16 protein-coding genes are annotated in these 18,493 nt (G+C 58.4%); 5 read left to right on the forward strand and 11 right to left on the reverse strand.

Annotation, left to right across the window (positions count from 1 at the left end):
• Positions 1-4 precede the first annotated feature (4 nt).
• Both bhcB and bhcA read right to left on the reverse strand, forming a co-directional pair.
• On the reverse strand, positions 5-976 hold the full coding sequence (bhcB, locus tag AC2FH2_RS08740) for a beta-hydroxyaspartate dehydratase BhcB (protein ID WP_496701949.1): 972 nt from the start codon (positions 974-976) through the stop codon (positions 5-7).
• An 11-nt stretch (positions 977-987) separates the two neighbouring features.
• Positions 988-2,178 (reverse strand): L-aspartate--glyoxylate aminotransferase BhcA, encoded by a 1,191-nt coding sequence (bhcA, locus tag AC2FH2_RS08745; protein ID WP_496823330.1) that lies wholly within the window; start codon positions 2,176-2,178, stop codon positions 988-990.
• A gap of 189 nt (positions 2,179-2,367) precedes the next feature.
• Here bhcA and AC2FH2_RS08750 point away from each other — a divergent pair, with 189 nt between their 5' ends.
• Positions 2,368-3,210: an IclR family transcriptional regulator gene (locus AC2FH2_RS08750; protein WP_281972691.1), complete on the forward strand. Its 843-nt coding sequence runs from the start codon at positions 2,368-2,370 to the stop codon at positions 3,208-3,210.
• Here AC2FH2_RS08750 and AC2FH2_RS08755 read toward each other — a convergent pair.
• Complete coding sequence (locus AC2FH2_RS08755) at positions 3,175-3,918, reverse strand: rhomboid family intramembrane serine protease (protein WP_496823331.1); 744 nt, start codon at positions 3,916-3,918, stop codon at positions 3,175-3,177. The two genes, AC2FH2_RS08750 and AC2FH2_RS08755, sit on opposite strands and share 36 nt — an antisense overlap.
• Positions 3,919-3,960: 42 nt before the next feature.
• Positions 3,961-7,362, reverse strand: a complete 3,402-nt coding sequence (gene putA / locus AC2FH2_RS08760) for a bifunctional proline dehydrogenase/L-glutamate gamma-semialdehyde dehydrogenase PutA (protein WP_496823332.1) — start codon at positions 7,360-7,362, stop codon at positions 3,961-3,963.
• Between the two features lie 108 nt (positions 7,363-7,470).
• Here putA and AC2FH2_RS08765 point away from each other — a divergent pair, with 108 nt between their 5' ends.
• Complete coding sequence (locus AC2FH2_RS08765; RefSeq protein WP_496691044.1) at positions 7,471-7,953, forward strand: Lrp/AsnC family transcriptional regulator; 483 nt, start codon at positions 7,471-7,473, stop codon at positions 7,951-7,953.
• 30 nt (positions 7,954-7,983) lie between these two features.
• Entirely contained in the window at positions 7,984-8,550 is a 567-nt protein-coding gene (locus AC2FH2_RS08770; RefSeq protein ID WP_496690981.1) for a tetratricopeptide repeat protein, read from the forward strand.
• Positions 8,551-8,597: 47 nt separating this feature from the next.
• Here AC2FH2_RS08770 and AC2FH2_RS08775 read toward each other — a convergent pair whose 3' ends face one another.
• The 7 genes from AC2FH2_RS08775 to AC2FH2_RS08805 all read right to left on the reverse strand — a co-directional run bounded on the left by AC2FH2_RS08775 (position 8,598) and on the right by AC2FH2_RS08805 (position 16,709).
• The gene (locus tag AC2FH2_RS08775; RefSeq protein ID WP_496823333.1) at positions 8,598-10,487 is read right to left on the reverse strand and encodes a PhoX family protein; all 1,890 of its coding nucleotides are present in this window, start codon (positions 10,485-10,487) and stop codon (positions 8,598-8,600) included.
• A gap of 206 nt (positions 10,488-10,693) precedes the next feature.
• The gene (locus AC2FH2_RS08780) at positions 10,694-11,689 is read right to left on the reverse strand and encodes an ABC transporter ATP-binding protein (protein WP_281972695.1); all 996 of its coding nucleotides are present in this window, start codon (positions 11,687-11,689) and stop codon (positions 10,694-10,696) included.
• The gene (locus AC2FH2_RS08785; RefSeq protein WP_496823334.1) at positions 11,686-12,720 is read right to left on the reverse strand and encodes a Gfo/Idh/MocA family protein; all 1,035 of its coding nucleotides are present in this window, start codon (positions 12,718-12,720) and stop codon (positions 11,686-11,688) included. Before AC2FH2_RS08785 ends, AC2FH2_RS08780 begins: the two co-directional genes overlap by 4 nt.
• Complete coding sequence (locus AC2FH2_RS08790) at positions 12,717-13,556, reverse strand: carbohydrate ABC transporter permease (protein WP_271949335.1); 840 nt, start codon at positions 13,554-13,556, stop codon at positions 12,717-12,719. Before AC2FH2_RS08790 ends, AC2FH2_RS08785 begins: the two co-directional genes overlap by 4 nt.
• Before the next feature lie 10 nt (positions 13,557-13,566).
• On the reverse strand, positions 13,567-14,481 hold the full coding sequence (locus AC2FH2_RS08795; RefSeq protein ID WP_142636674.1) for a carbohydrate ABC transporter permease: 915 nt from the start codon (positions 14,479-14,481) through the stop codon (positions 13,567-13,569).
• Between the two features lie 65 nt (positions 14,482-14,546).
• The gene (locus tag AC2FH2_RS08800) at positions 14,547-15,800 is read right to left on the reverse strand and encodes an ABC transporter substrate-binding protein (protein ID WP_281994953.1); all 1,254 of its coding nucleotides are present in this window, start codon (positions 15,798-15,800) and stop codon (positions 14,547-14,549) included.
• 24 nt (positions 15,801-15,824) lie between these two features.
• Entirely contained in the window at positions 15,825-16,709 is an 885-nt protein-coding gene (locus AC2FH2_RS08805) for an N-acetylmuramic acid 6-phosphate etherase (RefSeq protein WP_496823335.1), read from the reverse strand.
• A gap of 171 nt (positions 16,710-16,880) precedes the next feature.
• On the opposite strand from AC2FH2_RS08805, the gene AC2FH2_RS08810 reads away from it, so the two are divergent.
• Both AC2FH2_RS08810 and AC2FH2_RS08815 read left to right on the forward strand, forming a co-directional pair.
• On the forward strand, positions 16,881-17,756 hold the full coding sequence (locus tag AC2FH2_RS08810; protein WP_281972697.1) for a glucosamine kinase nucleotide-binding domain-containing protein: 876 nt from the start codon (positions 16,881-16,883) through the stop codon (positions 17,754-17,756).
• Positions 17,743-18,492, forward strand: a complete 750-nt coding sequence (locus AC2FH2_RS08815; RefSeq protein ID WP_281972698.1) for a GntR family transcriptional regulator — start codon at positions 17,743-17,745, stop codon at positions 18,490-18,492. The genes AC2FH2_RS08810 and AC2FH2_RS08815 overlap by 14 nt, the downstream gene beginning before the upstream one ends.
• Position 18,493: the final 1 nt, after the last annotated feature.

Here is an 18,493-nt window from a genome sequence, read left to right on the forward strand (position 1 = left end):
CTCCTTACCCTTTCAGCCAGGGCAGTTTGTCCAGGTCTACATTGCCACCGGTCACGATGACGCCAATGCGCTTGCCTCGGAAAACCTCTGGGTTCTTCAAAATGGTTGCCAGAGGAACCGCCGAAGACGGCTCCATCACCACGCGCAGGTGCTTCCAGGTCAGTTTCATCGCTTCGATGATTTCCTCTTCCGAGGCGGTAAAAATATCGGTCACGTGGTTGGATACGAAATGCCAGGTGTTTTCTTTCAGGGGCACCAGCAGCCCATCCGCGACTGTCTTGGGGGCGTCATCTGCGATGATATGACCGGCCTTGAAGGACCGGTAAGCGTCATCCGCCTGTTCCGGTTCCGCTGCATAAATTGCGGTCTCGGGCGCAAGGTTCGAAACCGTCAGACAGGTGCCTGAAATCATGCCGCCACCGCCGATGGGCGCGATAACGGCGTCCATACCACCAGTCTGTTCCAGCAGTTCGGCGGAGCAGGTGGCCTGACCGGTAATCACACGCGGGTCGTTATAGGGGTGAACAAATTCGCCACCGGTTCGGGCCTGAACCTCGGCAAATGTTGCTTCGCGCGAGCTTGTCGAAGGGTCACATTCGGTGATTGTTCCGCCATATCGGCGAACTGCATCCTTCTTGGCCTGCGGTGCTGTGCGCGGCATGACCACGTTGCACGGAATGCCGCGGCGACCGGCCGCATAAGACAAAGACAAGGCGTGGTTGCCGCTGGAATGCGTGCAGACACCCTTGGGCATCAAATGGTCTGCAAGGCCGAATACAGCGTTGCAGGCCCCACGCACCTTAAAGGCCCCGGCTTCTTGGAAATTTTCGCATTTGAAGAACAGCTGCGCGCCGGTCAGGTCATTCAGGTGGTCCGAAGCCATGACCGGAGTTCGGCGGATATGCGGTTTGATCCGATCATGCGCGACACGCATGTCCTCGATCGTCAGATCCGCGGCAGAGGGGTGATCCAACATTGTCATTCTCCTTACGCCGCGGCCTCGGTTCGGTTGCCGGGTGTGGCGCGAAAGTGTTCCTGGGCTGCTGCGACGCCAGAGCCCAACGTGATCGGATAGCTTAGATCGGCCATTGCCATCTCGATCGTACAGAGTCCGGACAGGACCATCGCATCTGTCAGACTGCCCAGATGCCCAATACGGAACGCCTTGCCGTGCAACTGGCCCAAGCCAACACCAAAGGACATCCCGTAGGTGTTAAAGGCATGGTCGGTCAGAATGTTGCTGTCGAACCCTTCGGGCACGTAGATTGCGCTGACCGTGTCCGAGTAAAGGTCTGGCGATTGAGCAACCAGTTCCAGCCCCCAAGCATCGACGGCGCGTCGGACGCCCTCGGCAAGCCGATGATGACGGGCGTAAACATTCGGTAAGCCTTCTTCAAACAGCATCTTCAGGCTTTCACGCAGCCCGTAGATCAGTTGCAGAGGTGGTGTATAGGGAAACCCTCCGGTCGCATTGGCCGCCATCATATCCCGGAAATCGAAAAAGGTCCGGTGCAGCTCTGCGGTTTCCATCGCGTCCAGCGCTTTCTGGCTGACGCAAAGGATGGCCATGCCAGTGGCCAGCATGAATCCCTTCTGCGATCCCGAAACCGCGATGTCGACGCCCCAGCGGTCGAACTCGAACGGTACAGAGGCCAAAGAGCTGACGCAGTCCACCATCAAAAGCGCCGGGTGATTGGCGGCATCCATCGCCCGCCTTACAGCCCCGATATCCGAAAGCACCCCTGTCGCCGTTTCATTATGAGTGACCAGAACGGCGCGAATTTCATGCTCTTTGTCCCCAGTCAGAACCGTCTGAAATTGGTCAGCGGGAGCGCCGCTGCCCCAAGGGCAGTCGATGACCTGAACGTCAAGCCCGTGACGTGTGCACAGATCAATCCAGCGGTGGCTGAAAACGCCATAGCGCGCTATCAGGACCTTATCACCGGGGCTGAGCGTGTTGGTGATTGCAGCCTCCCATCCACCTGTGCCGCTAGCGGGAAAGGTAACGATCTGGGCCGCAGCGGTATCAAAGACCTTCTTGGTGTCTTCCAGTACGGGTGCAAATGTCTGGACAAAGTCCGGCGCGCGATGATCCTGCGTCTGGACCTGCATGGCCAGGCGCAATCTATCAGGTATGTTGGTCGGGCCGGGAATGAAAACCGGGTTTTGGTTCGACATGGCTTGTTCCTCTGCTTTGGAGATAAGTGTCCGGGAAAAAGCTGCATTACGCAATTTTCTTGAAAAATATTTTCATTTATTGAAGGTAAATATTAAGCTACTGATATATTATACTTTTCCGTTTTTCATTTTTACGTACAAGAAATCCGGACGCGAGAAACTTTGGACAGCTGAAAGGAAATGCCTGGGATGGAAACGCAGAAAAGGCCACGCGGCAGACCAAAATCGCTGTTCAAGGAAAGCTCGGCCGGGACCATGCAATCGCTGGATCGGGCGCTTAGCGTTTTGACCACAGTAGCCAGTCTGGAACGCGCAGCACTCAGCGATTTGGCGCGCGAAGTTGATGTGCCCACGGCCACAACACACCGAATTCTGGTGACGCTGCAGAAGCACGGTTTCGTCGCCTTTGATGAAGAGCGTCAAGAATGGATGATCGGGATCGAGACCTATCGCACCGGAGCGTCCTTTCTACGCCGTAATGGTGTTATCGAAATCGGAAGGCCCATTTTACGCCGGCTGATGCAGGATAGCGGCGAAACGGCGAATCTGGCCGTTCCGGACGGGGCCGAAGTGGTGTTTGTGGGGCAGGTCGAAACGGCCAATCCGATCCGGGCCTTTTTTCCACCGGGCGCGCGGACACCGATGTATGCCTCGGGCACCGGTAAGGCGATCTTGGCCGCGTTGAACGAGGCTGCATTGATCAAAGCGCTGGGCACGTTGGACACAAAGGTCTTTACGCCTCAAACACTGGTGCCCGGCGATGCACTGCAAAGCGATCTGGATCAGACCCGGGCCCGCGGGTGGTCGCATGATCGGGAGGAACGATACGAGGGGATGTCATGCATCGGTGCGGCCATCTTCAACGACCGGGGGGAACCCTGTGCGGGCATTTCCGTATCTGGCCCTACCGCCCGGTTCAGCACTGAACGCGCGCCGGAATTGGGCCGATTGGTACAAGCCGCCGCGCAAGAGGTTACCTTGCTCAGCGGTGGGCGCTTACCGGCGCGGGATGCGGGGGATGCGGGATTGTGACAGCTTGTATTCGTGCTCTGGATGGGGCGGATGCCCATGGGTGCGGTTCCAATAGTCACTCGCACCGCGCCGCAACCAAAGGGGTATGCACAAGAGCAAACCAACAAGGAAGCCCCCGGTATGGGCCCAATAGGCGACGCCGCCCTCGTCGGGGTTGCTGGACAGGCTCCCAATGAACTGCATACCCAGCCACACGCCTAGCATGACAAACGCCGGGATCGAGAAGACACGGAAATAGATCACCAGAACAAGCAGGATGTCCACGCGCGCTTTGGGGAACATCAACAAATAGCCACCCATGACGCCAGCTATTGCGCCAGACGCACCAATCGTAGGGACCAGAGATTGTGGCGCTGTGACGACGTGGATCAGACCGGCCCCGATACCGGCGGCAAGATAGAACAGTAGAAAGGGCAGGTGGCCCATTTCGTCTTCGAGGTTGTCGCCGAAGATCCACAGGAACAGCATGTTTCCTGCCAGATGCATCCAGCCGCCATGCAGGAACATCGAGGTCACGAGGGTCTCAAGCGTATAGCCGTCCGTAATCCGGGCGGGCACCACCGCATAGTCGGTATACAGCTGGGTGATCAGCCGCTGGTTCTCCATGCTTCCCACATAGCTGAGGAAAATCAGGATATTTGCAGCCATCAACAGATAGATGACATACGGTGTGCGTCCCGAAGGGTTATGGTCACGAATTGGAAACATGGTGCGACGCTGGGCGGTTGGCTGCCCAGCGTCAAGGCCTGTTTAGGCCGCACCCCCCAGCAATGCGGCATTCCCACCCGCAGCAGTGGTGTCGACACAGACATGTCGTTCTCCCAGAACGCGGGTGCGATCTGGCTGGCCGGGGATCAGAGGGATGATTGGGCCTGCACGCCGGGACAGATGACGCTCGATATCCTGGCCGGTTGCGTCGTCGCCCCACCACAATACGCCCGAGAAGCCAGCCAGGATTTCAAGCCGGTGCAGGTTTAACGCGCCGATAGCAGTGATAGCCCGCCCGCCCAGTGCTTTGACCGCGTTTGCCTGCGCTTGTGCGGCTTCAACTCCGGGACCCATACACAATAGCGGTGCGCGTGAGAATTCACTCAGGCGGTTCGATTCACCCGTCGGACCGGGCAGCAACCGCGCCTTGATCTCAGCAGATTTTCCTTCTGGCAATGGTAGATCGGTCATATCGGTGGACCATTGCTCGGGACTGACCTGCCGGTCCGGGGCGCAGAAACGGGTCAGGTAGTTCGGCCCGCCCGCCTTTGGGCCGGTCCCCGACAGACCCTCGCCGCCAAAGGGTTGCGATCCAACTATGGCGCCGATCTGGTTGCGATTGACGTAGATGTTTCCGGCATGAACAGCTTCGGTGATGTGCTGAACGCGGTCGTCGATCCGTGTGTGCAGGCCAAAGGTCAGCCCATATCCTGTGGCGTTGATATCGGCGATGATCTGATCCAACTCCGAGGAATTGAACCGCACTACATGCAGGACGGGGCCAAACACCTCGCGCTCCAACTCGGCAATGCCGGGGATTTCGATAAGGGTTGGGGCGATGAACGTGCCGTCGCCAGGGACGGACATCTCTTTCAGGACACGCCCTTCGGACCGTGCCAATGCGATGTGATCAGCGATTCCAAGGCGGGCATCTTCGTCGATCACGGGGCCGCAATCGGTTGAAATCAACCAGGGATCGCCAACCAGCAGCGCGTCCATGGCCCCTGTCAGCATGGTCAGAAGATCATCGGCAATGTCTTCTTGGACATAAAGACAGCGCAACGCCGAGCACCTTTGTCCCGCTGATTGGAATGCGCTTTCGATGATCGACTGAACCGCCTGTTCGGGCAGGGCGGTGCTGTCCACGATCATCGCATTCAAGCCACCGGTTTCCGCGATCAGAGGCGTTCCCGGTCGCAAGTTTCCGGCCATGGCCGCACGGATTTTCAGGGCGGTCCCGGTCGAGCCGGTAAAGGCCACTCCCGACACCCTCGGGTCCGAGGTCAGGGCTGCGCCCACCGATGGACCGCCCGGCAGCAACTGTAGCGCGCTGCGTGGCACTCCGGCCTCGTGCAGCAATTCAACGGCGCGATGCGCGATCAATGGTGTCTGCGGTGCGGGCTTTGCCAATACCGCATTCCCAGTGGCCAAAGCGGCGGATATTTGACCGGTGAAAATGGCCAGCGGAAAGTTCCACGGGCTGATGCAGGTGAACACACCCGCTGGTTCTGCGTCGGGTATATTCGCCGCATAATAGCGCAGGAAATCTACCGCCTCGCGCAGTTCGGCGACTGCATCGGGCAGGGACTTACCAGCCTCACGGGCCAGCAGGGCGAAAAGCTCACCGAAATGGGTCTCGTAAAGGTCGGCGGCGGCATTCAGAACCTGCGAGCGTTGATCTGCCACTACCTGCCAGGGGGTGGCTGCAGTCAAAGCAAGCTCGACATCTTGTGCGCTGGCCGGGGCAACAGCACCGGGGCGATCCCGCGACTGTGCTGGGTTGACGATGGGCTGATCGTCATCGGGCCGCGCATCGCCGGACAACAACGGGCGCGCATACCAGTGATGCGTCCGAAACGCCTCCCGCGCGGCATTGACCCGGTCCAAAGTGGGAATGTGCCGCAAGTCAAACCCCTGCGAATTGGGCCGCTCGGGTTGAAACAGTTCGGGTCCGGTTGGAATGGCGCGTGCCGGTTCGAAGAGAGTGAGAAACGGATCGGCTGCAACCTCCTCCGGGGGAACAGTATCATCCACGATTTGGTTCACGAATGAAGAGTTCGCACCATTCTCAAGCAGTCGCCGCACCAGGTAGGCCAGCAAGTCACGATGGGCCCCGACAGGCGCGTATATGCGGCAGCGTGTGTTGTTTGCGTCCTTAACCAGATGGTGCAGGGTTTCCCCCATGCCGTGCAGGCGCTGGAATTCGAAAGGCTGATCAGTGGCCATCTGAAGAATGGCGCTGACCGTATGGGCGTTATGGGTGGCGAACTGCGGGTAAATCCGGTCGGTCATACCCAGCAATTTTCGCGCATTGGCGATATAGGAGACATCGGTCACGGCCTTGCTGGTAAACACCGGAAAACCCTCGACGCCTTCTACCTGAGCGCGCTTGATCTCGGTATCCCAATAGGCGCCTTTGACCAGCCGCACCATCAGTTTGCGGTCATAACGCTCGGCCATTCCATAGAGCGCGTCCAGTGCGATTCCAGCACGCGGACCATAGGCCTGAACCACAATTCCGAACCCGTCCCATCCTGCGAGTGCAGGCTCGGCCATCACCGCTTCGATGACCTGCAGGGACAGCGACAGGCGGTCGGCCTCTTCGGCGTCGATATTCAGGCCCATGCCAGCGGCTTTGGCCAAAAGGCACAGGGCGCGCAGGCGGGGGACAAGCTCGGCCATCACACGCTGTTCTTGGGCCAGCTCATACCGGGGGTGCAGCGCCGACAGCTTGACCGAGATGCCCGGATTAGCCCGAATGTCATCATGGGTGCAGGCCTCTGCAATGGCGGTGATGGCACGGGAATAAGACAAATGATATCGGGCCGCGTCGGCCTCGGTCCGTGCGGCTTCACCCAGCATATCGTAGGAATAGGTATAGCCCTTGGCCTCCATCCCGCTGGCACGTTCCATGGCCGACTGGATGGTCTCGCCCAGCACGAACTGACGGCCCATTTCCTTCATTGCGCGCCCGACGGCCGTGCGGATAACCGGTTCACCCAGTCTTTTGATCGCACCTCGCAGGGCACTGACAGGCGAGGGCTTGCCGTCGTCGAGAACTTTACCGGTCAGCATCAGCGCCCAGGTCGAGGCATTCACCAGCGGCGAGGAGGATTGCCCAAGATGCTTGCCCCAGTCGGACGGCGCGATCTTGTCTTCGATGAGAGCATCGATCGTGTCGGCATCCGGCACGCGCAGCAGCGCTTCGGCCAGACACATCAGCGCCACGCCCTCATCGGTGGACAGGCCATATTCGGCCAGAAACACCTCCATCATGCCCGGCGATGTACTGGATCGAATATCACGCACAAGCTGGGCGGCTGCCGCACAGATTTGGGCTCGATCAGTTTCAGACAGCGCGGCATGATCGATAAGATTGTCGAGAACGGCGGTTTGATCAGCGTAGGTTTGGCTGTCGATATGGGTGCTCAGGCTGTGTGACATGAATCCTCCAGGCTTTTGTTGAATATAATGTCGATTTCTCAGGACGATTGCCGTATTTTTTAATTCATCTGGTCGGATGGACTGTATTTAGGGGATAATGCCGTGCAAATGAACTTTCCGGATTTGGATCGGTTTGATCGAGCGATCTTGGCGATTCTCTCAGAGGATGGGCGCATATCAGTTGCCGACCTTGCGCGGCGGATCGGGCTGTCGAAATCCCCAACCCAGGCGCGTCTAAAGCGACTTGAGGTTAGCGGGGTGATCACCGGGTATCGCGCTCTACTGGACCCGATCCGACTGGGGCTGGACCATGTGGCTTTTGTCGAGGTGCGCCTGACAGACACAAGAGAGAAGGCACTGGCCGAGTTTAACGCCGCAGTCCGCAAGGTGCCCGAAATCGAGCAAGCCCATATGATCGCGTCGAATTTCGACTATCTGCTGAAAATCCGCACTGGTTCAATGTCGGAATACCGCGCCGTTTTGGCTGAGAAGATATCCTCGCTTCCGCATGTGGCGAATACCTCGACCTTTGTGGCGATGGAGGCAGTTAAGGAAACCGTTGTTTCAGGCGCTTTGGACAGGGTGGGTTGACGAATTGCGCAAGCGCGTCACCATACGCGTATGAAGCGTTTTGTGTTCCCTCTGCTAGTGTTGGCGGCCCTTCCAGGTGTCGCCTGGTCTGAAGAATGCCCGTCCTCGCCGGATCATACTGAAAGCATCTCGGCCGTAATCGCGCAAATTCAGGATGTTGGAAACGAGGCCGAAGCCCAGACATTTTCCAATCAGTTATGGGAGTTCTGGACCGATGCGCCCGACGCTGTTGCGCAGGCCGTGCTGGACCGGGGCATGACCCGCCGCAGTGGCTGGGACCTTCGAGGCGCCATCGAGGAGTTTGACAAGCTCATCGAATACTGCCCGCATTATGCCGAGGGGTACAATCAGCGCGCCTTTGCATATTATCTTAGCCAGGATTTCGCATCTGCGTTGCCGGATCTGGACAAGGCGATCGAGCTGTCTCCGAACCATGTCGCTGCGATCAGCGGGCGCGCCCTGACGCTGCTTGGCTTGAATCGGATTGATGAAGCCCGTGCGGCACTGTCACGTGCTTTGGAGCTTAACCCCTGGCTGTCCGAGCGCCACCTGATGGCTCCGGGCGGACCGTTGGAGCCGCCGGGTAAGGATATCTGAGGAATAGACGTCCCCGACCCATAGGACCGGGGACAATCTGGAACAGCTTAACCGACCAGCCCGTTGTCGGTGCGCTTGATCGTGATCACCGACGAGCGCGGTGTGCCTCCATCCGGCCATTCGCTGCCGGGATGCTGAATGCCGACAAACATGGTGCGCAGATCGCTGGACCAAGCCAGCCCCGTGACCTCACACCCGTTTGGACCGGTCATGAAGCGGGCGATTTCGCCCGTGACCGGATCGCCGACCAGCATCTGGTTGTTGCCGTGGCCTGCAAAGTCTTCTTCGTTGTCGTCGTTGCCGTCGGTCTGGATCCAGACCAGACCAGTCGAGTCAATGGTCATTCCGTCGGGTGAGTTGAACAGGTTGCCCTCGTTCACATTGGCCGATCCGGCGCGGGCGTCAGAATGCACTGTCGGATTACCCGCCATGACATAGAGATCCCAGACGAACGCGTCGGCTGCGTGGTCGTCGTTGTCCGGTTTCCAGCGAACGATCTGGCCATATTTATTGGCCTCACGCGGGTTGGGGCCATTGGTCGACGTGTCGTCTCCCCCGGCATTTGGTTTCACGCCGCGGTTCTTGTTGTTGGTTAGGCAGCAATAGGCTTCGACCGCTACCGGGCTGGACGCCACCCATTCAGGGCGATCCATGGTCGTGCCACCCGCCTTGGATGCCGCCAATCGGGTGAAGATCACAATATCCGCCGCATCCATGCCGGTTGCATCCGGCGTCAGCGGCAGCCAGGTGCCTGTCATGTCGTCATCGAATTTCGCCACATAAAGCGTGCCGTCGTTCAACAGATTCTGGGTTTCGCCGCCGGGCTGATAGGTGCCGTTCGAGACGAATTTGTACAGATACTCGCCCCGCTCATCATCACCCATATAGACAACCACGCGGCCATCAGCGGCCAGAGTCACCTCGGCATTCTCATGCTTGAAGCGACCCAGACCAGTGTGTTTGACCGGGGTGCTGTCCGGTTTGGTCGGGTCGATTTCGACGATCCAGCCTACCCGGTGCGGCTCATTGGGATTTTGAGAGGTGTCGAACCGCGGATCGAACAGTTCGTAGCCGTTCCAGCTCTCGGCTTTGACACCATAGCGCTTGAAGCCGTCCGCGACCTTCTGATCATAGCTGGCGTTTTCGTCGCTGGACCCGAAATAGCCGTTAAAGTTCTCTTCGCAGGTCAGATACGTGCCCCAGGGCGTCTTGCCTGCACCACAGTTGTTCATGGTGCCCAGCGAGGTTGTGCCGGTCGGGTCGGCCTCGGTCTTCAGCAGGTCGTGGCCGGCAGCGGGGCCGACGATGTTCATCTCAGTGTTGTGGTGGATGCGCCGGTTGAACGGGCTGTCCTTGACCACGGACCAACCTTCGGGGCCTTCGGTGATTTCCATCACGGTCACACCCTGCAGGTTCTGCAGTTTGCGCACGTCGTCAGCACTGGCCGGAACACCTTCCTGCGCAGCGGGCAGGTTGATCTTGCCGTTGGGATATTCGTGATTGATCGCGATCAGCTGGTGGCCCTGGAACGTGAATGTATGCATCCCGTCTGTATTCTCGCCAAATATTCGGTCCGAGCTCTCGACCGGACCTCCCTCGGCGATGTCATAGCCATCGGCATCCGAAAACAGCGGATCGCCCCAGCGCATCAAGATTTTCCACTCAAACCCTTCAGGCACATGGACGGTGCCATCAGTTTGTGCGGCAATCGGGGTGAAGGCGAACCGGGATGCTGCCTGTGCCTGCGCCGAGGTCGAACCAAGTAGGCCAGTACCCATCGCAGCCGCGCCAGAGCCAAAGGCCACGACACCCGCCAGAAATCCACGGCGGGAAATTGCGCTTTCGACAACGCGGTCAAAGTCGTTTTCTTCGGGGCGGGGGAAATGCAGCTCGTCCCAATCGTCGGCGGAAAGTGTGGTAGGGTCAACGTCTTTCATGGATTGCTCCTGGCTGTCTGTGAAAAGTCGATGAAACGGATTTAGGGGGCATTTGTGACAGGGTAATAACAGCACCATTAACAATGGTGCCGGGATACTCAGGAAACAGATAAACTTTGGATGCGTTAGGATACGCCGATTGGATCAGTCCGTCAAAACGGGCTGATGACATCTTGTTTTTATTGGTTTTTTGCCAGGAAAAGCGGTCAGGTAAGGCGCTCACCGTCCGCAGTGAACCGATAGGCCTTGTCCGGAGAATAGGCGAAACGCAATTCCTGCCCTTCGGATATCGCATGCTGGCCAAACAGCCGGGCGGTTATGGCGTGTTCATTGATCTGCGCGATGACATTTGTGTCTCCGCCCAACTTTTCGACATGGCTGACACGCGCGGTGAGTGGTCCGTCATCTGCAACAAACAGGTCCTCGGGCCGGATGCCGATCGTGTTCTGACCACTTTCGTTCAGCAGCCCCTGCGGCAGGAAATTCATTGACGGTGAGCCGAGGAACCCGGCCACGAACTGGTTGGCGGGGTTGTTATACAGCTCCATCGGGCTGCCGATCTGTTCCACCCGACCGTCGCGCAGGACTACGATCTTGTCGGCGAGCGTCATCGCCTCGGTCTGGTCATGGGTGACATAGATCATCGAGGCGTCCAGCGCGCGGTGCAGGTTGGCGATCTCGATCCGTGTGTTCATCCGCAGCGCGGCATCCAGATTGGACAGAGGCTCATCAAACAGGAACAGTTTGGGTTCGCGCACGATGGCGCGGCCAATGGCAACCCGCTGACGCTGACCGCCCGACAATTCCGAGGGGAAGCGATCCAGATAGGGCTCGAGGTTCAGCATCCGGCTGGCTTTGGCCACGCGGCCTTCGATTTCCGATTTGGGCTGCTTTTCCTGCTTCAGTGCAAGGGTCATATTGCCCCGAACGCTGAGGTGGGGATAGAGCGCATAGCTTTGGAATACCATCGCAATGCCGCGCTTGGATGGCGGCACCAGATTGACCTGCTGCCCGCCAATGTTGATCTCACCGGACGATGCATCCTCGAGCCCCGCAATCACCCGCAACAGGGTGGATTTGCCGCAGCCTGAGGGGCCGACAAAGACGACAAACTCGCCGTCTTCGACCTCAAGCGTGATGTCCTTCAGAACATGCACATTGCCGAAGGATTTATTGATTTTGTTCAGCGTCAGGGCGGTCATGTCGCTTGCTCCTCAAAGGAAACGGGCTGGCCAGTGCGGATGCTTTCATCTGCGGCCAGGCAAATGGCAAGGGATTGGACAGCGTCATTCATATGACGCGTCAGGTCTATGTCTTCGGCGATGGCGCGCAGCATATAGCCCTGTTCGGCATCGCAGAGTTCCTGGTGACCGGGTTCACCGGGCATGTCGATTGTGTGGTCGGCTTGCGGTGTGTGGACTAGCAGACCGCCAACCTTTGTGTGGCCGTCAATATCCGCCGAGGCGCCCTTGTTCCCGTCGGTGATCGAGACCGAACCGTTGGGCGACACTATATCTTTCACGAAGAATGCGGTTTCCGACATCATCGGGCCCCAGCCGGCCTCATACCAGCCGACCGAGCCGTCATTGAAAACCACCTGAAACTGCCCGTAATTGTACATGTCGGGCGCGATCTCATCGGACAGCCGCAGACCCATTCCGTGGACACGGACGGGCCGGGCATCAGTGATCTGGCACATCACATCGACATAGTGAACGCCGCAATCCACGATGGGCGAGGTGGTCTGCATCAACGCTTTATGCGTCTCCCATTCCGCACCGTTGGATTGTTGGTTCAGGTTCAGGCGGAATACATAAGGCCCACCCAGGTTGCGGGCCTCGGCAATCAGCCGCACCCACGAGGGGTGGTGGCGCAGGATGTAGCCAACAACCAGCTTGCGGTTCAGTCGGATGGCGGTTTCGACCACGCGCCGCGCATCAGCGACATTGGTGGCCAGCGGTTTCTCTACAAAGACATGCGCCCCGGCTTCCATCGCCGCACAGGCATAATCCGCATGGCTGTCGGAATAGGTGGCGATCACGACTAGATCCGGGTTTGTTTCGGCCAGCGCGGTTTCGAAATCGGAATAGGCCGGGTATTCGGCAAGATCAGGGTACTCAACGTGCCCCGAGCGGTTCACCAACGCCACGATTTGGGCGTCGGGGTGATGGTGATGGGCCAGCGCGTGGCTGAACCCCATATTGCCAAGACCTGCGATCAGAACACGTGTCATTTGACGGCCCCTGACGTGATGCCGCGGATCAGCTGGCGTGAGAATATGACATAGAGAACCAGGACCGGCAGGATTGCCATCGACAAGGCTGACAGGACCGCGTTCCAGTCGGTGACAAATTGACCGATAAAGACCTGGCTGCCCAGCGTCAGGGTCTTGGTCTCCTCAGCGGGGGCTAGGATCAGCGGGAACCAAAGGTCGTTCCAGATCGGGATCATGTTGAACACCGCCACCGTCGCCATGGCGGGCCGCACCAGTGGCAGCACCAGTCGGAAGAAGATCGTATATTCCGACAGCCCGTCGATGCGCCCGGCGTTTTTCAGATCGTCACTGACCTGCCGCATGAATTCGGACAGGATGAACACTGCCAGCGGCAAACCCTGTGCCGTATAGACCAGGATCAGTGCCCAGAGCGAGTTGACCAGCCCGGTCGCCACCATCATCTCGAGGATTGCGACAGTGCCTATGCGGATCGGAATCATGATCCCCAGTGCCAGATACAGGCCCATCAGCAGGTTGCCTTTGAACTGGTACTCGGACAGCGCATAGGCCGCCATGGCACCGAACAGCAGGATAAAGAACAACGACGCCACGGTGACGATCATCGAGTTCTGAAAGTAAAGGAAGAAATCCCCCTGCTTCATCACCGTCTCATAGCCGATCAGCGAAAAACTGTCTGCGTTGGGCAGGGCCAGCGGTTCGCGAAAGATCGACCGGCGGGTTTTGAAGCTGTTGATCAGGATCACAAAGACCGGGAACAGAGCGATCAGCGTATACAGGATCAGCCCAGCGTGCATCGCTACGGTGTTGAGGGGGTTATGGCGTGCTTTGTTCATCACTTGGCCCTCACAGTTGATACCGGCGCATCCGGGTCTGGATGCCGAACAGATAGATACAGACGCCCACCAGGATGATTGCGAACATGGCCCCGGCGATGGCGGACCCCATATGCGGATCGCCCAGCTGCAACTGGAAGCCAAAGAAGGTGCGGTACATGAAGGTGCCCAGAATATCGGTTGAGAAATCCGGCCCCGCCAGCGCGCCTTGTGAGGCATAGATCAGGTCGAATGCGTTGAAATTTCCCACAAAGGTCAGGATCGAGATGATCCCGATCGAGGGCAGGATCAGCGGTAGTTTGATCTTCCAGAAGGCCGAGGCCCCGGTGATGCCGTCGATCTCTCCGGCCTCAAGGATTTCTTCGGGGATGGTCAGCAGGGCGGCATAGATCAGCATCATCGGGATGCCTACGAACTGCCAGACCGAGATCAGCGCCAGCGTGGTCAGTGCGTATTCCTCTTTGCCCAGCCACGGTGCAAAGAGGGACTTAAGCCCAACAGCATCCAGCATCGAAGGCGCAATGCCCCAGATCGGCGACAGGATCAGTTTCCAGGCAAAGCCCACGATCACAAAGCTGAGGATCGTAGGAATAAAGATCGCCGAGCGATACAGGGCGGCAAACCGTAGGCGGGGGTGGCTGAGAAGGGCGGCCAGCGCGATGCCGATCGGGTTCTGAACCAACATATGGATCAGGAAGAACCAAAAATTATTACCCAGAGCATTCCAGAATTGATCCGACCAGTTGGGATCGAAAAACAGGGTCCGGAAATTCTGCAATCCGACAAACACGCGAGCCTGATCAACCTCTGTATACAGTGCAAGGCGCAGTGTGTTGAACAGCGGGAAAATCATCACAGCGGTATAGACGAGTACGGCAGGTGCCAGAAATACAACGATATGCCAGCGGATGCGGGGGCGGGTCATGGGATTGCTTTCAAAGGGGTGTCGGAGTTACCCGGGCGGTCGGCACCGCCCGGGTATAGATCAGCTTATTGATGCGGAGCGTACCAGGAGGCCAGGCCTTCCTGCAGTTCGACACCCAGTTCCTCGGGGGATTTTGCACCTTTGATGGCAGCAACAGAAGCGCCCCAGGTATCGTTTTCAAGGTTCGGTGTACCACGCGACAGGATTTGATAGGTCGAGCGGATGGTCGATTCACACTCTTCGCGCCAGCCTACGATTTCCTTGGCCAGCGGGTCCTGCAGCTCGACCGGAGTGTTCGAGAGCGGGAAGAAGCCAGGCAGGGCGTTGCCGAAGATTTCGGCGAATTCCGGGCTTGCGACCCAGGCCAGGAACGTCTCGGCAGCTTCGGGATTCGCGGTGGCCGCATTCATACCAATGCCAATGTCGGTGTGGTCCGAGATATAGCAGGTATCGCCCGCATTCTGGACTGGCGGCTTAAAGGCGCCCATTTCGAAATCGGCCTGCGCATTGAAGCCCGAAATTTCCCAGGATCCCGCAGGGTAGACGGCTGCGCGACCCAGGGTAAAGATGTTCTGGCTGTCGGGATAAGTCTGCGCCTCATATCCGTCACCCAGATAAGCGCCCCAACGGGCCAGGGTGGCATAGGGGGCGGTCCAGGCTTCATCGGTCAGCTTTTGCTCGCCCGCGATCAGCGCCTGGCGGCCCTCTTCGCCTTTCCAATAGTTCGGACCGATGTTGTTATAACCCATAGTGGCGGCTTCCCACTGGTCGTTGGTGCCCATCGCCATCGGGATATAAGTGCCGTCTTCCTTGATCTTGTCGAGGGCGGCAAAGAACTCGTCCTCGGTTGTGGGAACTTCGATACCCAGTTCGGCAAACGCGTCCTTGTTATAGATGAACCCGTGGATCACCGACGCCATCGGAACGCAGAAACTGGCCGAGCCGTCATCCGTTTGCCAGGCCGACTTGGCGACATCCGAGAAGTTGTTCATCGCTTCGACACCGGACAGGTCGCTCAGATGACCGGCCTCATACAGGGCCAGCGATGCGTCGAACGGGCGACAGGTGATCAGGTCACCCGCCGAACCCGCATCCAGTTTCGAATTCAGTACGGCGTTGTATTCCGCTGGGGCCGAGGGTGTGAATTGCACTTTGATGCCGGGGTGTTTGGCCTCAAACGCAGGGATGATCTGGTCCTGCCATAGGGTCAGGTCGTCATTTCGCCAGCTTTCGATGGTCAGGGTCACATCTTCCGCATAGGCAGCCGACGCCATCAGCGTCGTGCCCAGCAGAGCAAGTTTCAAGCTATTCTTGGTCATCCATATTCTCCCGATTGATGGTTATTATTCTATGGCCAGTGCGGCCGTTAGGATTCCGTCTGATGTTCGTAGGCGTTCGGTGGCTTCGGATGCCGAAACACCTTTTGCGGCGACAAGCACGGCGGGCTTCACATCACCGCGTGTTGCTTCCAGTGCGCGCTTTGCTGCGTCTGTGTCCACCTCGGCAATGCGGGTTACGATTCCGGCCGCGCGGGCGCGCAGTTTGTCATTGTCCGCGCGCAGGTTGACCATCATGCCGCCATGTACGTGGCCAAGGTCCAGCGCCATCAGCGACGACAGCATATTCAAAGCGATCTTTTGCGCCGTTCCCGCGCCCATCCGCGTTGATCCCGAAATCAGTTCGGGCGGGGTGGCTAGCAGGATCGGGATGTTGGTCTGTGTCAGCAGGGGACTGTTGGCGTTATTGGCGATGCCGATCAAGGTCGCGCCTTTTGCACGGGCGATGCTTGCGGCTGTCATCGTGTAGGGGGTCGACCCGCTTGCGGATACGGCGATCACCGTGTCCCGGGCTGACAAACTGTTCAGCGCTTCACGCAGGTCACCGTCGGCGTCTTCGGAATCACCCGGCATCTCGACACCCGTCGGAAGACCACCAGCCATATGGATTCGCAACTGGTCTGGCGTGATCGAGAATGTTCCGCCCAGCTCTTGCGCGTCAGCCGCCGCCATCAAACCGGACGAGCCTGCCGCAACATAGTGCAACATGCCGCCCGACCGGAGCGTCCTGGCCATCGCAGCGGCGCCCAATGCAATAGCCTGTGTGGCCGAGCGCACCGCCGCTGCCGCAGCGATCTGCCCCTCGGCCAGCAACAGCGCCGACCCTGTCAGGTCTTCGCGGCTCAGGCTGGCGGCGTCGCGGTGCAGTTGTTCGGTTGACGGCAGCGTCAAGAGAATCCCCTCCCAGGTTTCCCGATTACAATACCTATTTAATACCACCTGTCCAACATTTTCTTTTCGGTATTATTTGGGTGCTGATTTTAAAGGAAAAATCGAGATATTGGCGAAAATAGCATAAAACGAGGCTTTTCTAATCGAAATAGGTATTGTATTGGTATTGTCATGACTGAGTCCCTGAATAATGCTGTGCTGGCCATTGATGGCGGTGGAACGCGCTGTCGTGTGGCCTGTGAAGTTGCTGGAATCGCTCACAGCGTTGAAGTTGGCGCTGCAAACGTCTCGACTGATTTTCAGGCTGGCGTTTCACAGATAAAGCTGGGGTTAGACCGGCTGTCTGGCAAGCTTGGCATCGGGGTTGAGGGCTTGTTGGCAAGTCCTGCCTTTGTTGGTTTGGCTGGGGTCACGGATCAGGCGATCGCAACTCGTTTGAGGGATGCGCTTGGTCTAAAGCACGCCCGGATAGAGGATGATCGTCCCGCAGCCTTGCGCGGGGCGCTGGGTGCGCAGGACGGGCTGATTGCCCATTGTGGTACAGGCTCATTTCTGGCCAGACAAACTGGTAGAGACATGCGCTTTGCCGGTGGCTGGGGCTCGGTCTTGGGGGATGAAGCCTCGGCCCAGTGGGTTGGAAGGATGGCATTGTCCTTGGCATTGCGTGCGTTTGATGGAACGCAGGCCCGTTCGGACCTTTTGACCACTTTGCTGTCCGAGCATGACGGACCTGCCGGGATCGTTCGCTTTGCGGGGGCTGCAGACCCTGCGCAGTTTGGTGCGATTGCACCAAAAGTGACCATGGCTGCCCAAGATGACGACGTGGTTGCGCAACAAATCATGCGGGCAGGTGCTGCCTATCTGGCGGATACCGCCACGCATTTGGGGTGGAACCCGGGAACCGCGCTGTGCCTGACGGGCGGTATTGGTGGTCAATACGCGTCGTATCTGCCCGAAAACATGCAATCCGACCTGCGCGCGCCGTTAGGAGAACCGCTCGACGGGGCGCTCGCCTTGGCAAAGGAGGTCGAACATGAGCATTGCTGATTTTCTGCGTTCGGATTCCTGGCTGACCGCTGATAATGGGCCGAGATATGTCCAACTGCGGCGAAGGCTGCAGGAGGGCATTGATACGGGTGTTCTGCCCCCCAAATCGTCGCTTCCTTCCGAGAGAGAACTTGTCGAGATCACGGACCTTTCGCGCGTCACCGTGCGAAAGGCGATTCAAGAGCTTGTCCAGGAGGGCGTGATCGAACAGCGTCAGGGCTCGGGCTCGTTCATCCGCGAGCGCATGCCACGGGTCGAACAATCGCTGACGCATCTGACATCCTTCACCGAAGACATGTCCAGCCGTGGAATGAAAACCGCGTCGAAATGGCTGGAGCGGGGGGTCTTTGCGCCGACCCAAGAAGAGATTGCCGCCTTGAGCTTGTCCGAGGGTGAGCAAATCTCTCGTATCTACCGATTGCGCGAAGCCGATGGCCGCCCGCTGGCGCTGGAAAAAGCGGCGTTGCCTTTGGATATCTTGCCCAACCCGATCGAAGTGACCACCTCTCTGTACGAGGTCTTGGATCGGCTGGGCCGCCGTCCTGTTCGGGCGGTTCAGAAGATCTCGGCCCTGAATTTGGCCGCGCGTGAGGCTGAACTGCTTGATGTTCCCGAGGGAGCCGCTGGGCTGAATATTGAACGTGTTTCTTTTCTCAGAAACGGACGCGTCGCCGAACTGACACGCTCGCTTTATCGCGGCGATGCGTATGATTTTGTTGCTGAATTGCGGTTGTAAC

It is taken from the genome of Ruegeria sp. YTSA105 (genome assembly GCF_059610225.1).

What these genes read in the sequence shown, in the direction of transcription:
- bhcB (WP_496701949.1), bottom strand. Translation starts at nt 976, where the DNA reads ATGTTGGATCACCCCTCTGCCGCGGATCTGACGATCGAGGACATGCGT.
- bhcA (WP_496823330.1), bottom strand. Translation starts at nt 2,178, where the DNA reads ATGTCGAACCAAAACCCGGTTTTCATTCCCGGCCCGACCAACATACCT.
- AC2FH2_RS08750 (WP_281972691.1), top strand. Translation starts at nt 2,368, where the DNA reads ATGGAAACGCAGAAAAGGCCACGCGGCAGACCAAAATCGCTGTTCAAG.
- AC2FH2_RS08755 (WP_496823331.1), bottom strand. Translation starts at nt 3,918, where the DNA reads ATGTTTCCAATTCGTGACCATAACCCTTCGGGACGCACACCGTATGTC.
- putA (WP_496823332.1), bottom strand. Translation starts at nt 7,362, where the DNA reads ATGTCACACAGCCTGAGCACCCATATCGACAGCCAAACCTACGCTGAT.
- AC2FH2_RS08765 (WP_496691044.1), top strand. Translation starts at nt 7,471, where the DNA reads ATGAACTTTCCGGATTTGGATCGGTTTGATCGAGCGATCTTGGCGATT.
- AC2FH2_RS08770 (WP_496690981.1), top strand. Translation starts at nt 7,984, where the DNA reads ATGAAGCGTTTTGTGTTCCCTCTGCTAGTGTTGGCGGCCCTTCCAGGT.
- AC2FH2_RS08775 (WP_496823333.1), bottom strand. Translation starts at nt 10,487, where the DNA reads ATGAAAGACGTTGACCCTACCACACTTTCCGCCGACGATTGGGACGAG.
- AC2FH2_RS08780 (WP_281972695.1), bottom strand. Translation starts at nt 11,689, where the DNA reads ATGACCGCCCTGACGCTGAACAAAATCAATAAATCCTTCGGCAATGTG.
- AC2FH2_RS08785 (WP_496823334.1), bottom strand. Translation starts at nt 12,720, where the DNA reads ATGACACGTGTTCTGATCGCAGGTCTTGGCAATATGGGGTTCAGCCAC.
- AC2FH2_RS08790 (WP_271949335.1), bottom strand. Translation starts at nt 13,556, where the DNA reads ATGAACAAAGCACGCCATAACCCCCTCAACACCGTAGCGATGCACGCT.
- AC2FH2_RS08795 (WP_142636674.1), bottom strand. Translation starts at nt 14,481, where the DNA reads ATGACCCGCCCCCGCATCCGCTGGCATATCGTTGTATTTCTGGCACCT.
- AC2FH2_RS08800 (WP_281994953.1), bottom strand. Translation starts at nt 15,800, where the DNA reads ATGACCAAGAATAGCTTGAAACTTGCTCTGCTGGGCACGACGCTGATG.
- AC2FH2_RS08810 (WP_281972697.1), top strand. Translation starts at nt 16,881, where the DNA reads ATGACTGAGTCCCTGAATAATGCTGTGCTGGCCATTGATGGCGGTGGA.
- AC2FH2_RS08815 (WP_281972698.1), top strand. Translation starts at nt 17,743, where the DNA reads ATGAGCATTGCTGATTTTCTGCGTTCGGATTCCTGGCTGACCGCTGAT.